A 13,876-nucleotide genomic window follows, 5' to 3' on the forward strand; every position below is an offset into this window, starting at 1 on the left:
GTCGCCGAGATATTCAGACTTGCTCCACTTCTACGGTGTGTTCATTGGCCCTGAGGATCACCACGGGTGTTCCCTTGCCGAGGGATTGCCCACTGCTGATCGCCGGTCGTCGGATCAGGCTGCCGCGCACGTTGATCTCCACAAAGCCCCGTTGATCGGGTTCCACGCGCAGGGTGACAACCCCCTGTTGTCCGGCCAGATCATCGCTGCGGATTGAACTGTCGGCGGTTCGGCGTCCGATCACCTGAAGGGTCTTGGCAGCCGCCAGCCCCAACCCGATGCCCGTCAGGGCTGCGAGTGCAATCGATCCAAAGCCTGCTCCATTGCCGCTGAACACGGTGATGAGGACGCCGCAGAGCCCAAAGCCGCTCATTCCAAAGGACCAGAACGAGGTGCTGAACAGCAGGGTGAGGTTGCCGCCTTCTCCGTCACCTTCGAAGCCATCACTGCTGCTGTCCCCGGCTAGTGAGATCGCAATCAACACCGCACCCGCCAGCAAACAGAACAGATAGGTCAGCAGCATGACATTCAACCCTTGGCGGTCTGACTCATTGTGGTTCCATCAGCCCTTGAAGGGACTGTTGCAGTTGTTCGGTTAGGCCAGCGACGGCTTCTCTGCGGTTGCGTTGGTAGTGACGCAGATGCTCCATCACAGGAAGAGCGTCGCCAACGCTGAGCTCCACCCGTTGGGGGCCGAGGGAGGGTTGGCTTTCAATCGGTCGATCTTCCAGCCAGCTGATCGCGTCCTCGACCACCATCAGCAGTTCACCGCAACGGTCGAATTCGAGATTTTCTTCGAGGTAGTGACCACTGACGCTGCTGACATGTTCCACGAGCCGCATCCGGGTGAGCTGCAGATCTGCTTCCCGGGCTTCCCAGTCGGCAAGGCTCCGTTCCAGCGGGTTGAGTGATTCGAGATTGTCGCGGTAGATGCGGTCCCATGCGGCCTGTTCGATGCGCCTGCAGCGTTCTTGGACCGTGCTTCCCGGACGCAGGCCGAAGTGAAGTTCAGCCCGTTGGAGTCCGTGTTCGCGGAAGTCAGCCAACCGATCGGGGAAGTTTTGGTCCGTTTTGGATGGGATGCGTTCGAGTTGTTCGAGGGCATCCAGCAGGACAGATCCGATTCGCAGGAGCCGCTGCCGTGGTTCCTGCTCTGAATCGCTGACCCTGGCAAGCGCCAGATGGTTCTCCAGAGAACTCAAGCGCTGATCGAGCGCAGTCCAGTTCTGTTGTCTCCAGCTGTAGCGAATGCCGATCGGCACCAGGAGAAGTGTGCGTGAATCCTCGGCTTTGGCGAGATCTTCCACGCTCCAGAACGCCAGCTGAGCCACCCCGGGTTCCAGGGGGGCCATCTCCCCTGAGAGGTTGTTGGTGGCTCCTTCCGGTGCCACCACCAGTGCATGTCGTCCCTGGGCCAGCACCTGTCGGGCTTCTTTGAGGGCAGGTCGATCGAGCCGGCCACGGTGGATGGCGATCCCTCCGCAGCGTTGCAGCAACCACCCGATCACCGGACCCGCCCAGATCGGAATGCCTCGGTCGTAGATGTAGCGCAGCTCGATCGGACGGGGCAGGCGAAGGCCCAGTTGGTCGGCTGCTCGGGGGACCTGATTCCAGAACAGATCGGCGAGCACCATCGGATCCCTGGAACTGGGATGGCGGAAAGCCAGAAGCAGTGTGGTGTCGCCCCGCTGCTGTGCACTGAAGGCCTTCGCCAGTTGTTCAGCGGCATTGCCCGGCCGGATTTGCAGCTTTTGAGCCCTGAGAACCAGCGGAATCAACCGTTGTAGGACCCGTTGAACCCGTCGTCCGGGGCGCGTTGGAAGGCGTCGCAGGGCGGGACGGGCCGAGAGGATCGAGGCGCGCGGCACACCATCACCGTGAGGACCGCCAGTCTGATGGGCGAGCGTCGCTTTGGTTGTTGTGGTTTTGAGAGACTCGTGGGATGGAATTGCTTCTTGAGCCCCTCGCCCACGACTTCATGGTCAGGGCTCTGTTGGTGAGTGCCCTGGTCGGTGGTGTTTGCGGGCTGCTGTCCTGCTACATGACCTTGAAAGGTTGGGCCTTGATGGGCGATGCCGTGTCCCATGCCGTCCTGCCCGGCGTGGTGGTGGCCTACGCGCTGGGGCTTCCGTTTTCGGTCGGCGCTTTTGTGTTCGGTGTGGGATCGGTGGCGGCGATCGGTTTCGTCAAGCAGAAATCACGTGTCAAGGAGGACACGGTGATCGGCCTTGTGTTTACAGGCTTCTTTGCCCTGGGTCTGGTTCTGGTGTCGAAAACCAGGAGCAACATTGATCTCACCCATATTTTGTTTGGCAATGTTCTGGGAATCACCGCGGGTGACATTCGTCAGACCCTGGTGATTTCACTGTTGGTTCTGGTGCTGTTGCTGATCTTCCGGCGGGACCTGATGTTGTTCTGCTTCGATCCGACCCATGCACGATCCATCGGGATCAACACAGGGTTGCTGCATTACATGTTGCTGGGGTTGTTGTCCCTCGCTGCAGTGGCCGGTCTTCAGACGGTTGGAATCATTCTTGTGGTCGCCATGTTGGTGACCCCGGGTGCCACGGCATATCTATTAACCGACCGTTTTGATCGGATGACGGCCATTGCGGTCTTCAGCAGTGTTTTGTCGAGTGTGCTTGGTGTCTTTGTGAGTTATTGGACCGATAGCTCTACGGCGGGATGCATTGTTTTGGTACAGACCGCTCAGTTTGTGCTGGCTTTTCTGTTTGCTCCGCGCCATGGCGTTCTCAGCCATCTCAACCCCTGATGGCGATCGGTTTGATCAACAGTGAAACGACGCAGAGCACCCCGATTAATGGCCCCGGTGGGAGGTCAAGGGCAATGGCCATCCCCATGCCCCCAGCACTCAACACAAGCCCGGTTCCGGCGGAGCGCAGCATGAGTTCCTTGAGGCTCGAACTTTGCTCGACATGCAACAGCACGGGAGCGCAGAGCAGGGCGATCACAAGGACAACCCCCACAGCCGTCAGGCTGCAGATCACAACCAAGGCTGTGATCAAGGTCATCGCAAAGCGCAGTTGAGCGACCGGTCGTCCAGCGGCCGCCGCTCCCTCAGGGTCAACGCCGAGATAGACAAAATCGCGATAACGATTCAGCAGGACAAGCACCAGTGCCAGGCCGGCCAGCAGGGTTCGCAACAGGTCACCGTCGTTGGCGGCCAGGAGATCGCCGAAGAGCAGCGATTCGAGATCGATGCGGAGGCGCAGCAGGGGAATCAGCAGAACACCCAGGGCAATGAAGCCAGCCAGGACCGTGTTCATGACCCCGTCTTCCCGACCGGGAAAGCGTTGGTTGAGTTGTTCCGCTAATAGGGCACCGAGGACGGCGCTGATCAGGCCGCCCGTGGTGAAGTTCCAGCCAAAGGCCAGGGCCAGGACGATTCCGGGCAGGACAGCATGGGTGATCAGGTTGGCCTGAAGCAGTCGGCGCTGGGTGATCAGGATGGACCCAGTGACCGGACACAGCACCCCGACCAGCGCGGCCACCACAGCTGGGATGAACCACCAGTTATCCACAGCAGTGATTCCCCATGCAGGTCATGTCGCTGAGCCGTTGGCGGACATCGTCAGGTGTTCCGATGGCGAGCGTGGTTCCGTCGAGGACGATCACCCGGTCGTAGGCATCCAGTGCCTGACCCCAGTCATGGCTACTGATCAACAGGGTTTGCCCCGCTTCCGCCAGAGACCGCATCAGACCAAGCAGTTGCTCACGGGTTGGCGGGTCGATGGCACTGCAGGGTTCATCCAACAAAAGAATGTCTGCGTTCTGGACGAGGGTTCGTGCCAGTAAGGCCCGTTGTTGCTGACCACCGGAGAGTTGATTGAGACGTCGAGCCCCCAAGTCCGCCAAGCCCACCTGATCGAGGCAGCTGGTTGCTGAACCCTTCGATCCCGCAGCGCGCCCGAGGTCGACCATCTGATTGACGGTGATGGGAAAGGTCCAGTCAATGGCGGCCCGCTGCGGCATCAGTGCAATGGCGCCGTCGCTCACCACGGACCCGGAGCTGGGCTTGAGTCTCCCTTGAAGGAGATGCAACAACGTGGATTTACCCGCACCGTTGGGGCCGACGAGGGCTGTGAGGCTGCCGGGTTCCAAGTCGAAACTGACCTGGTCAATCACCTTCTGATCACCGAAACCAAAACTGAGATGCCGAGCGCTGAGACGCGTTCGCGCCGGCGAAGAAGTCGTTGTCACAGCGATGTTTTGATCCCTCCATTTTGCTGCGGGAGGGGGTTGCCGGATGCAGCCTTAATGAAAGAATGATAATCATTATCAAACTTCAGGGCATGGCTTTGGCCTCTCGGTTCCACCTCGGCGCAGTGGCGTTGCTTCTGTTTCTTCCGGCGTTGTCTCCCGGTGCCCATGCTGCGAAGCCCAATGTTGTTGCCGTCGATGGCACGCTGTGCGATCTCACTCGCACCTTGGCCGGCTCCTCGGTGTCTGTCACCTGTTTGATCCCTCCAGGTGGTGATCCGCACAGCTATCGGATGAAGCCGAGTGATCGACAAGCACTGTCCAGTGCCACGTTGGTGGTCCACATCGGCTTTGGCCTGACGCCGGTGGCCAAGAAGATCAGCTCGCGCGGCCAGGTTGTCGCCGTTGGCGAACTGGCGATGCCGAATTATCGGGGCAATGATCCCCACGTTTGGCACGACCCGGCCAACAGCGCAGCGATGATTTCGGTGTTGGCGGGCAAGCTCGCAGCAGTGGTGCCCGCAAGCCAACGGGCATCTGTGGCGAGTCGCGCTGCTGAAGCGAAATCCGTGTTCAGTTCCTTGGGGAGTTGGGCGGGCCAACAGTTCGGAACGCTTCCCTCGGCACAGAAGGTTCTGGTGACGGATCACCAGACCTACAGCCACCTCGCCCGCCGCTATGGGTTGAAGGAAATTGCGATGCTGGACAGCTACAGCACCGGTGGAGTTTTAAGGCCGTCGAGCCTGACGCGCATCACGCAAGCCGTCAAAGCATCCGGAGCCAAAGTCATCTTCACGCCGGCGTTGCCTGCGAATAAAACACTCAAACGAATCAGTCGATCGACAGGTTTGCCGATCGCTTCGACCCCTCTCTATGCAGAGGGTGTGGCTGCGGGTCAGTCAGCGGTCTCCACCTCTGTCAGCAACGTCTGCACCATGGTCAACGGCCAGGGTGGCCGTTGCAATCGCGCCGCTGCTGACGGCTTGATCCGCCGCTGGTCAGCGATTCGCTAATCAGCGGCGTTGTTCTCTCTTCTCTTCTCTTCTCTTCTCTTCCCGTGGTGAATTTAATGCTCCGCTCTCGTTTTGTTCTGCTGGCCTGCTTGCTTTCACCCCTCTTCACCGCGCCCGCTGCCTTTTCACATGGCGCCCATGGTGGAGACACTGGGGAACAACTTTCCGCAGGTGAATTTGACTTCACACCAGTGATCACGCTGGAAGGCCATGGTGGATTTGATCCCAATCTCGAGGGTGATCCAAAGCACTATGCGATTGATGGTCTGTTTGGTGGTGTCTTCTCCTGGGGGTTAGGCAACGGAGCGTCTCTGTCCGTTGAAGCGGCCGTTGGCCCAGCGTTGGTCTGGGGAGAAGCGGAACATTTCTACGGCAAGGTCCATGTCGATGATCATTCTGAGGAGTCCCAAGATGACGATGGTCATGGCTCCGATGACGAGCATGACCACGACGATCATCATGCTGAGCACGACCACGACGAGCATGACCACGATGAGCATGACCATGATGAGCATGATCACGCAGATGATCACGATCATGGTGCTCATCACAGACGCGCCCGTCGCCGCCGGGAGAGTCATGATGATCACGATCATGGCAGCCATGAAGGGCATGATCATGGCGAGCATGACCATGCCCATGAACACGACACCGACTTCAAGCGCACGGATGTCAAGGGCTATCTAAAGGTTCGCTATGCCCCAAATGATCGGCTCAATCTTGCCTTGTCCTGGATGCCTTATTTGGTGACCAAGGATCAGGGAGATGATGTTCAGGGTCTGAAGAATGAAATCGGTGCCAAGCTCACATGGGCCCTTGGTGATGGTGACGTTAATTTTGGGCTCGGCGATGGCCTAAGTGACCTTGTTGATGGTGTCTATCTCTCTGTGGACCACCGCCAGGGTTGGGAATCTGATGGTGTTTGGATCGGCAATTACACCGATCCGCGGGTCGGAATGGGCTTTAAAGTCGGCGCTGATCAGGTTCAGCTGAAAGTGGAGGCTGGTCCACGTTTTTATACCCCTGGAAGTTATTCAGGCTTAAGTCAGCGTACGGATTTTGCCGGTGAGGTTGAGCTGTCTGTTCCCGTTGGTAATGCCCTTTTGTTCGCCCATTGGCAACCCGTTTATACACCGGACAATGCACCGGGCTGGGGTGAAGGTTGGCAGCATCATGTTGGTACTGGGGTGAGCTTTAGCTTCTAACGAAAGCTTAAATTGTTGTCTTCTACTGGATATTTTCTCTTAAAATATTCATAGCCGGCGATAGCAAAATTGTGCTATCGCCCGCTTAATTTTTCTCTCTTTACTTAGCTTTCTGTGAATAACTCAGGACTCGAGCCCCAGATTGGTTCCTGGTCGCGTGTTGCCAAAAAGGATCGTCCTGAAGGCTCGAAGCGCTTTCATTATGAATGGAGCTTTGAAGATGGTCATGTTGGTTTTGTTGTTCACAAAAAGAATGGAAAGGGCTACAAAATGTATGCCGACTCCAATTCGGATGGACGCTTTGATTCCTCAGACGACTTGATTGTTAAAGGACGCTTTGAGGACGGGTTTGAGGATGTCAAGCCCGGGCGTTTGCTGGGTAAGGGTGACTTGGGACTCATCACGGCAGAACCCTATGTTGCTGAGGATCATGCCGATCACGATCACGATCACGATCACGATCATGGCGATGACCATGGCTCAATGGATATGACGATGCCTAAGGGCATTAATGGCTTGGGCATTCAACACATGAGTTTTCTCAATACAGATCTAGAAAAAGTTCTCCACGATCATGGTGATGCCCATCATCATGACTCCATGATGTGATCAATAGCCCATCACTGGGCTTCCTTGTTGGACCTGGCTGTTGGTTGATTTCCCCACCAGCCTTGGTCTTTTCCTCTCACGGGCGATGCAGAAACGGCTGGATGATGTCGACATCCTTACTCGAGGAACTCGGGATAGCCAAGATGATCATCGATATCGTGGCGTCTGAATTCCATGTAAATGGACCTGGCGTTGGCGTATTGGCCCTGTCTTCTCAGCTCGATAATTCTGTCGCACCACCAGTCCCAAGCATCACGGGATTCACATTCGATGGGATCGAACACGGTGGTCTCGTCGCAACGGCGGAACCTTAAAGGCCAAAGGTTTTTCTGTATTTGATGTCGGCAACATGTCGATGTCGTACAAGGCACAATCAGGATTGATCGAGGTGGTTGGTGAACTGTGTCCCACGTGCTTGATTGTCATCAATTTCATGCGCCGCCAAGATCTTTCGTTGTGCTTGCTGGCATGTGTCCAATCTCTTGGTAGTCTGCTAAGGCTTTGCTGAGGCTAGGGATGACGTCTACTTTGATCATTCTTGGGGATAGCCTTGTTGATTCTGGTAATACAGCTTCTCTGTTGTCTCCAATTGGTCAGAATCCATTTGCAGATGCGATTTATGACAAAGGTGGCAATGTCAAAGCGTCGGATGGTCCTGTCCTCGGTGAGCACGTCGCCCTGGAGCTTGGTGCCGACATCAATGATTCTCAATTGATTTCTGTTCTGAGTGCTGATGATCCGGCAGCAGCTCAGATTCATAACTATGCCCATGCAGGGGCCAGGACTGGGGCTCAGCCTGGTTTCTCAATCCCATTGTTGGGATCTATCAGTATTGGTCTGCAAGACCAGGTCAGGCAGGTGAAGGCAAGGCATGGATTTTATCTGGAGAGCGACGATATCGATGTTTTGCTGAGTTGTGGAGGGAATGATCTTCTAGACGTGATGGATAGGGCCGAGGACATTCAGGCTGTCGTTATGACCGAATCCCTCGAGGATGACAGGGCTCTTGCGAAAGAAATGGTTCAGCCAATAGCGAAGAACATCAAATATTCCATTCGAAAGCTGGACGATTTTGTGGATGAGATTGCGGTGCTGGGTGCGCCTCCAATCGTTGAAACTCCAGAGGCGCAAGATTGGATCACGAATTTTGCGAGCGAAGATCAGGCCGCGGTGTCGAATTTCCTGGTCATGGCAAGCGACAAACTTCAGTACAAACTCGAGAAAAAATATGATGATCAAATGAAGATCGCTGTGATCGATTCTGATCAGCTCTGGCAGCAGCTTGATCAGCCAGGATTTGTTGACTCAATTCACCCTGATTCGAACACCAGTTCTGCTTTGGCTGAGCTTTTTGGTGAAGAGATTTCAGCAACATTGGAGTCGTATGCCTTTGTTTGATCGCACTTCTCTGAATCAGAACTGTTCTGTGGTCCGCTGCCGTTGCGGGCCCCCTTGGCCGACATAACGTCAACGTCTCGAACGACGCAACGCTGAACACCGTTGGCAGTACCGGGCCCTGATCATGGTTGGCACTTCTGGGTGGATCGCGGAGGCACCTTCACAGACCTGATCGGTTGTGACCCGGAGGGGCGCTTGCATGTGCGCAAGGTGCTTTCCGAACGTTCCGGGCACGATCCGGCGGTCGCGGCGATGTGCGACTGCCTTGGCCTCGGTGCGGACGCAGGTCTGCCGGAGCAGCTCGTGGACAGCGTGCGGCTGGGCACCACCGTGGCCACTAACGCCTTATTGGAGGGCCGTGGTACGCCGCTGTTGCTGATCACCAACAGCGGTTTGGCCGATCTGCTGCGCATTGGCGATCAGCACCGCGAGGATCTCTTTGCTTTTGTGCAGGCCTCCCCTCCCTTTTTGGCCACGACCGTGGTCGAGGTCCCTGGCCGGATGACGCCCAGCGGTTCGGAGTTGGAGCCCTTGCATGTCTCCCCTGACCTGCGTCAACAGTTGATCGCCCTGCGGGCCTCCGGGCTCCGCCATGCCGTGGTGGCTCTGCTGCATGCCCATCGCAACCCAGATCATGAACGGGCCTGTGCGCTGGTGTTGTCTGAACTTGGCTTTGAGCAGGTCACCTGCTCCCATCAGGTCAGTGCCCTGCCCCGTTTGGTCCCCCGGGGGCAGACAGCCCTGGCCGAAGGGGCGGTGGCTCCTGTGCTTCACGGCTATCTCGATCAGGTGAAGCAGGCCCTCGGTGCCTCCACCCCGCTCAGGGTGATGACATCCAGCGGATCGTTGCAGGATCCCAGTGCTCTGCTCGCCAAGGACACGATTCTCTCCGGCCCCGCCGCCGGCATGGTCGGGGCCATCGCCGCTGCCCGGTCGGCCGGACTGACCGATGTGCCCGTGATCGGGTTTGACATGGGCGGCACCTCCACGGATGTGTTCTGTGTGCCGACTGCGGAGACCTCCGCCCTGCATCAGCTGCAGGAGACAACGGCCATCGCTGGATTGCAGTTGTTGGCCCCTCGGTTATCGATTGACACCGTCGCCGCCGGCGGTGGCTCTGTGCTTCATCGCGTTGGTGATCGTCTTCAGGTAGGCCCCCGTTCGGCGGGTGCGCGGCCTGGTCCGGCCTGTTATCGCGCTGGTGGCCCGCTCACGATCACCGATGCCAACTTGCTGCTCGGACGCCTGCAATTGGATCGCTTTCCGTCGGTGTTTGGACCGAATGGCGACCAAGCTCCGGATCTGGGGGTGGTGCAGGAAGCGTTTGCCTCCTTGGCCAAGGGGTTTGGCCAATCGTCTGAACAGTTGGCGGAAGGAGCGTTGCAACTAGCCATCGAGCGCATGGCCGATGCGATCCGTCGCGTGTCCCTGCACCGCGGCCAGGACATTCGCGGCGGTGTGCTGGTGGCCTATGGCGGAGCCGGTGGGCAGCATGCCTGCCGCCTGGCGGAAGAGTTGGGCCTCGATTCGGTGCTGCTGCATCCGATGGCAGGGGTGCTTTCGGCTTACGGCATGGGCCAGGCCTGTCAGCGCCGTCGGCTTCAACAGCACTGGGGACAGCCCCTCACCATCGAGCTGCTCGCGGACCTACCGCAGCAGGTGAAGTCGCTGCACCTGCAGGCCCGCCACCAGTTGGAACAACAGGGGGATGCCAGCGATGGAGCGGTGCTGCAGGTGGCCTTAGACCTGCGTTACGCGGGGGCTGATCAGACCCTGACCTTGCCGTGGTCCGAGCATCTGCAGATCAGCGAACTGATTGCTGCCTTTCAGGCCATGCATCAACAGCGCTTTGGCTACTGCATCGCCGCTGATGACCGGCTGGTGCTCGAGACGCTCACCGTTGAGCTCACCGCCGCACAGCAATTCCAGCCCACCGCTGCCACCGCTGTCAACGTTGCCGATCGGCCCACACCACCCCGCCGGCTGGTGGATCTTCATCTGCGCGGACAGGGCTGGAGTCAGGTGCCGTTGTTCGACCGAGAGTCGTTGCGTTGCGAGCAGCGGGTCCAAGGACCCGCCTTGATCGCTGAAGCCACCGGTTGCATCGTGCTCGAGCCGGGCTGGGTGGCCCGGATCACTGCTGAAGCCTCCCTGCTGCTCCAGCGGGATGCCACGCCTGACCAGGCGGACTCCGCCATCGACCCTGGTGCGGTGCGTGGGGAGTTGTTCCGTCATCGATTCATGGCCATCGCCGAGCAGATGGGGGAACGGCTGCGCCTCAGCAGCCGTTCGGTGAATATCCGCGAACGGCTGGATTTCTCCTGCGCCCTGTTTGATCGCCAGGGTGCTCTGGTGGCCAATGCCCCGCATATCCCCGTGCATTTGGGCTCGATGGGGGACAGCGTTCGGGACCTGCTGGCGCAGGTGCAGGCCGGCGCAATCGATCCTCTGCAGCCCGGGGACACCCTGTTGAGCAATGACCCGTTCCATGGCGGCACGCACTTGCCGGACATCACGGCGATCACACCGGTGTTCTGCGGCGATCGTGAGCCGAGCTTTTTTGTGGCCAGTCGGGGCCACCACGCCGATGTCGGTGGGATCAGTCCAGGGTCGATGCCCTCATTCAGTCGGTGCATTGAGGAGGAGGGGTTACTGGTCCGCAACCTTCTCTTCGTTCGCCAGGGAGAGATTCAGGCAAGGCGCTGGCAGGCCGCATGCGATGCCGTGCCGATTCCTCCCCGCAATCCGCAGGAGCTGGTGGCGGATTTACAGGCTCAGGTGGCTGCAAACCAAGCAGGCGTTGAAGGGTTGCTGCGGTTGGTGGAGCGCGAGGGGGTGGTCTGCGTTCAGCAGCAGATGGTCGGGCTTCAGTCCCATGCCAGCCGTTGTGTGCGTCGCATGCTGGAGCAACTCAGCGATGGAGACCGTGAGCTGCATCTGGACGACGGCGCGACCCTGGCGGTTCAGGTCCGCGTCCAGCGCGATCAACAACGGTTGCAGTTGGACTTCAGCCATAGCTCTTGCCAACAGGGAAGCAATCTCAATGCCCCGTTGGCCGTGACCAGAGCCTGTGTTCTGTATGTAATTCGCTGCTTGCTGGAGGACGACATTCCCCTCAATGAAGGTTGTTTCGAACCTCTCGATCTGATCGTCCCCGAGGGGTCCATGCTCAATCCAACGGCTCCTGCGGCTGTTGTGGCCGGCAATGTTGAGGTCTCTCAGGCGCTCTGTAATTTGTTATTCGGCGCCTTGGATGTGCAGGCGGCGGGGCAGGGCACGATGAACAACCTCAGTTTTGGCGATGGTCGGCGTCAGTACTACGAAACGATTGCTGGTGGAGGCGGTGCGGGGCCGGGCTTTCACGGTTCGGTTGGCCTGCAAAGTCAGATGACCAACTCCCGTTTGACCGACCCTGAGGTTCTGGAACAGCGATACCCGGTTCGTGTGGAACGGTTTTCCCGCCGCATTGCGTCCGGTGGCCCTGGCCGCTGGTGCGGTGGCGACGGGTTGGAACGCACACTGCGGTTTCTGGAACCGATGCGCCTGTCCTTGATCAGCGGCTCCCGCCGGGTGCCGCCCTTTGGTCTCAACGGTGGTGGTGATGGAGCTTGCGGCGTGAACACTGTGCTGCGGGCGGATGGAACCGAGCAGCCATTGCCGGGTTCTGCTCAGTTGGACCTGGCGGCCGGTGATGCAATTCATCTACAAACACCAGGAGGCGGTGGTTATGGCGAGCTCACCGATTAATCCTGTTGTATGAACAGTCACTTGCCAAATTCTCCCAGCTGCTTTTAATGCGTTTTTGAATATCAGCTGTGTTCGCCAACGACACTGTTGTGCCCGGCATCATTGACTTCAGTGATCCCTTGAGTGGGTCCTCTCAGAGAGCAGATTCAGCTGGCAGTTTGGAGACCCAGACGGTCCTGAACGACAACATCATCACGAAGAAAGAGGTGAAGCAGGCGTTCAAAGCCTGGACGCAAGCCCTTGTTGATATCAGCCAGACCTATAAGGCCGATGGTTTTGAAGCTGCAGAAGCCCTCGCGGGTGATGTCATTGACGGGGCCTACGGCTATCAGTTGGGTGCGGTGGCCTTCAAGCCCACCTGGGCCTCCGGAGAAACGACGTTCCGCACCGATCGCGAGGGTGCGATCTCTTATTTCGTCGGAGGCAACGACGCCTATGACGATCTTGGCTTTGCCATCGGCAACAAGCCCGACCCCGTGACCGGTGAACGCTCCTCCTGGGCCAGCAGTTGGTTTGATCAATCGGTGATGCGCCTCGATGGCAACACGGCCACTGTCCAAGGGTTGCTGTACACCGAAGATGAGGCCGGAAATGTTAGCTATGTGGATAAAACCTGGAGCTATCAGAAGGATGATGATGGTGTCGTTCGTATTGTTCTCCATCACTCCTCATCGCCTTACGACACGATTGATTCCCCTGACAAGGTGAAGAACTATCGGGTGAATGCTGAGTCGTTTGACCCGGCCCATACCATCACCAAGAAAGAGGTTCGTGAGGCGCAGAAAGCCTGGACCAATGCTCTGGTCGACATCAGTCAGACGTACAAGTCTGAAGGATTCCAGGCCGCAGAAGACCTGGCCAGTGCTGTGATTGATGCCGCCTACGGCTACCAGGCTGGGCCTGTTGCCTTCAAGCCCACCTGGGCCAATGGCAATACGACCTTCCGTCCGGACAAGGCTGGTGCTTTGTCCTATTTCGTCGGCGGAAATGACAACTATGACGATCTGGGGTTTGCCATCGGCACCTCCCCGAATGATCAGGGAGAACGGTTCGCCTGGGCCGATGCGTGGGCTGAAAATGCTGTCATCCGTCTCGATGGCGACACCGCCACGTCGATGGGTTGGGTGTACACCGAAGACGAAACAGGGGGCGTCGGGTATGTCGATAAAAGCTGGACATACCAGAAGGGTGATGACGGTGTTGTGCGGATCGTGATGCACCACTCTTCTAAGCCTTACGCCTGATTGAGCCCCGTTTGAGTGCAGAAGGTCTTCATGGATGAAGGCCTTCTTTTTTTGAACCTCATTAATTCGTCATGGTTATTAGTCGACGGGGTCTTCTCGCCTCTGCAGGTTCCTTAGCCGGGTTGACCGCCATCGGCTCCAATCAGCCCGGACGGACGCAATCCGATCGCAACCGTGTTGATGTGGTTGTGATCGGTGGGGGCTTGTCCGGTCTGACGGCGGCACGCGAGCTGAAACAGCAGGGACGAAGCGTGTTGCTTCTGGAAGCCAAAGCACGCATCGGTGGCCGCATGGTGACCCAGAGCGTTGCCGGTAACGGTGTGATTGACCTTGGTGGTCAGTGGGGTGGCAAAACGCACAAACGCTTTGAAGCCCTCACCGATGAGCTTGGTTTGAAGCGTTATTCGTCTTACTACGACGGAAAGGGGGTCTTTCACTG

The 13,876-nt window shown here is 58.0% G+C and carries 12 protein-coding genes; 8 read left to right on the forward strand and 4 right to left on the reverse strand.

What is annotated here, in order from left to right; translation table 11 throughout:
- Positions 1–13: 13 nt before the first annotated feature.
- Positions 14–523, reverse strand: a complete 510-nt coding sequence (locus ACGVKB_RS09015) for a nodulation protein NodD (protein WP_392351281.1) — start codon at positions 521–523, stop codon at positions 14–16.
- Between the two features lie 25 nt (positions 524–548).
- Positions 549–1,868 carry a lysophospholipid acyltransferase family protein gene (locus ACGVKB_RS09020; protein ID WP_392351283.1) on the reverse strand — a complete coding sequence of 440 codons (1,320 nt, stop codon included), beginning with the start codon at positions 1,866–1,868 and terminating at the stop codon, positions 549–551.
- 74 nt (positions 1,869–1,942) lie between these two features.
- Here ACGVKB_RS09020 and ACGVKB_RS09025 point away from each other — a divergent pair, with 74 nt between their 5' ends.
- Complete coding sequence (locus tag ACGVKB_RS09025) at positions 1,943–2,773, forward strand: metal ABC transporter permease (RefSeq protein ID WP_392351285.1); 831 nt, start codon at positions 1,943–1,945, stop codon at positions 2,771–2,773.
- Here ACGVKB_RS09025 and ACGVKB_RS09030 read toward each other — a convergent pair.
- Positions 2,763–3,551, reverse strand: coding sequence for a metal ABC transporter permease (locus ACGVKB_RS09030; protein ID WP_392351301.1), 789 nt, complete (start codon positions 3,549–3,551; stop codon positions 2,763–2,765). The genes ACGVKB_RS09025 and ACGVKB_RS09030 overlap by 11 nt on opposite strands.
- Positions 3,535–4,221: a metal ABC transporter ATP-binding protein gene (locus ACGVKB_RS09035; RefSeq protein ID WP_392351287.1), complete on the reverse strand. Its 687-nt coding sequence runs from the start codon at positions 4,219–4,221 to the stop codon at positions 3,535–3,537. Before ACGVKB_RS09035 ends, ACGVKB_RS09030 begins: the two co-directional genes overlap by 17 nt.
- 92 nt (positions 4,222–4,313) lie before the next feature.
- Here ACGVKB_RS09035 and ACGVKB_RS09040 point away from each other — a divergent pair, with 92 nt between their 5' ends.
- From ACGVKB_RS09040 to ACGVKB_RS09070, 7 genes are all read left to right on the forward strand, one after another.
- Positions 4,314–5,234, forward strand: coding sequence for a metal ABC transporter solute-binding protein, Zn/Mn family (locus tag ACGVKB_RS09040; protein ID WP_392351289.1), 921 nt, complete (start codon positions 4,314–4,316; stop codon positions 5,232–5,234).
- Between the two features lie 56 nt (positions 5,235–5,290).
- Entirely contained in the window at positions 5,291–6,439 is a 1,149-nt protein-coding gene (locus tag ACGVKB_RS09045; protein ID WP_392351303.1) for a hypothetical protein, read from the forward strand.
- 114 nt (positions 6,440–6,553) lie between these two features.
- Positions 6,554–7,048, forward strand: coding sequence for a hypothetical protein (locus ACGVKB_RS09050; protein ID WP_392351291.1), 495 nt, complete (start codon positions 6,554–6,556; stop codon positions 7,046–7,048).
- Between the two features lie 516 nt (positions 7,049–7,564).
- Positions 7,565–8,446 (forward strand): SGNH/GDSL hydrolase family protein, encoded by an 882-nt coding sequence (locus tag ACGVKB_RS09055; protein ID WP_392351293.1) that lies wholly within the window; start codon positions 7,565–7,567, stop codon positions 8,444–8,446.
- 102 nt (positions 8,447–8,548) lie between these two features.
- Positions 8,549–12,193 carry a hydantoinase B/oxoprolinase family protein gene (locus tag ACGVKB_RS09060; protein ID WP_392351295.1) on the forward strand — a complete coding sequence of 1,215 codons (3,645 nt, stop codon included), beginning with the start codon at positions 8,549–8,551 and terminating at the stop codon, positions 12,191–12,193.
- A gap of 119 nt (positions 12,194–12,312) precedes the next feature.
- Positions 12,313–13,437: a hypothetical protein gene (locus tag ACGVKB_RS09065; protein WP_392351297.1), complete on the forward strand. Its 1,125-nt coding sequence runs from the start codon at positions 12,313–12,315 to the stop codon at positions 13,435–13,437.
- A gap of 71 nt (positions 13,438–13,508) precedes the next feature.
- Positions 13,509–13,876: FAD-dependent oxidoreductase (locus ACGVKB_RS09070; protein ID WP_392351299.1), on the forward strand; the 368-nt coding region annotated here is incomplete at its 3' end.

The sequence above is a fragment of the Parasynechococcus sp. genome (assembly GCF_042954325.1).
GTDB lineage: Bacteria > Cyanobacteriota > Cyanobacteriia > PCC-6307 > Cyanobiaceae > Parasynechococcus.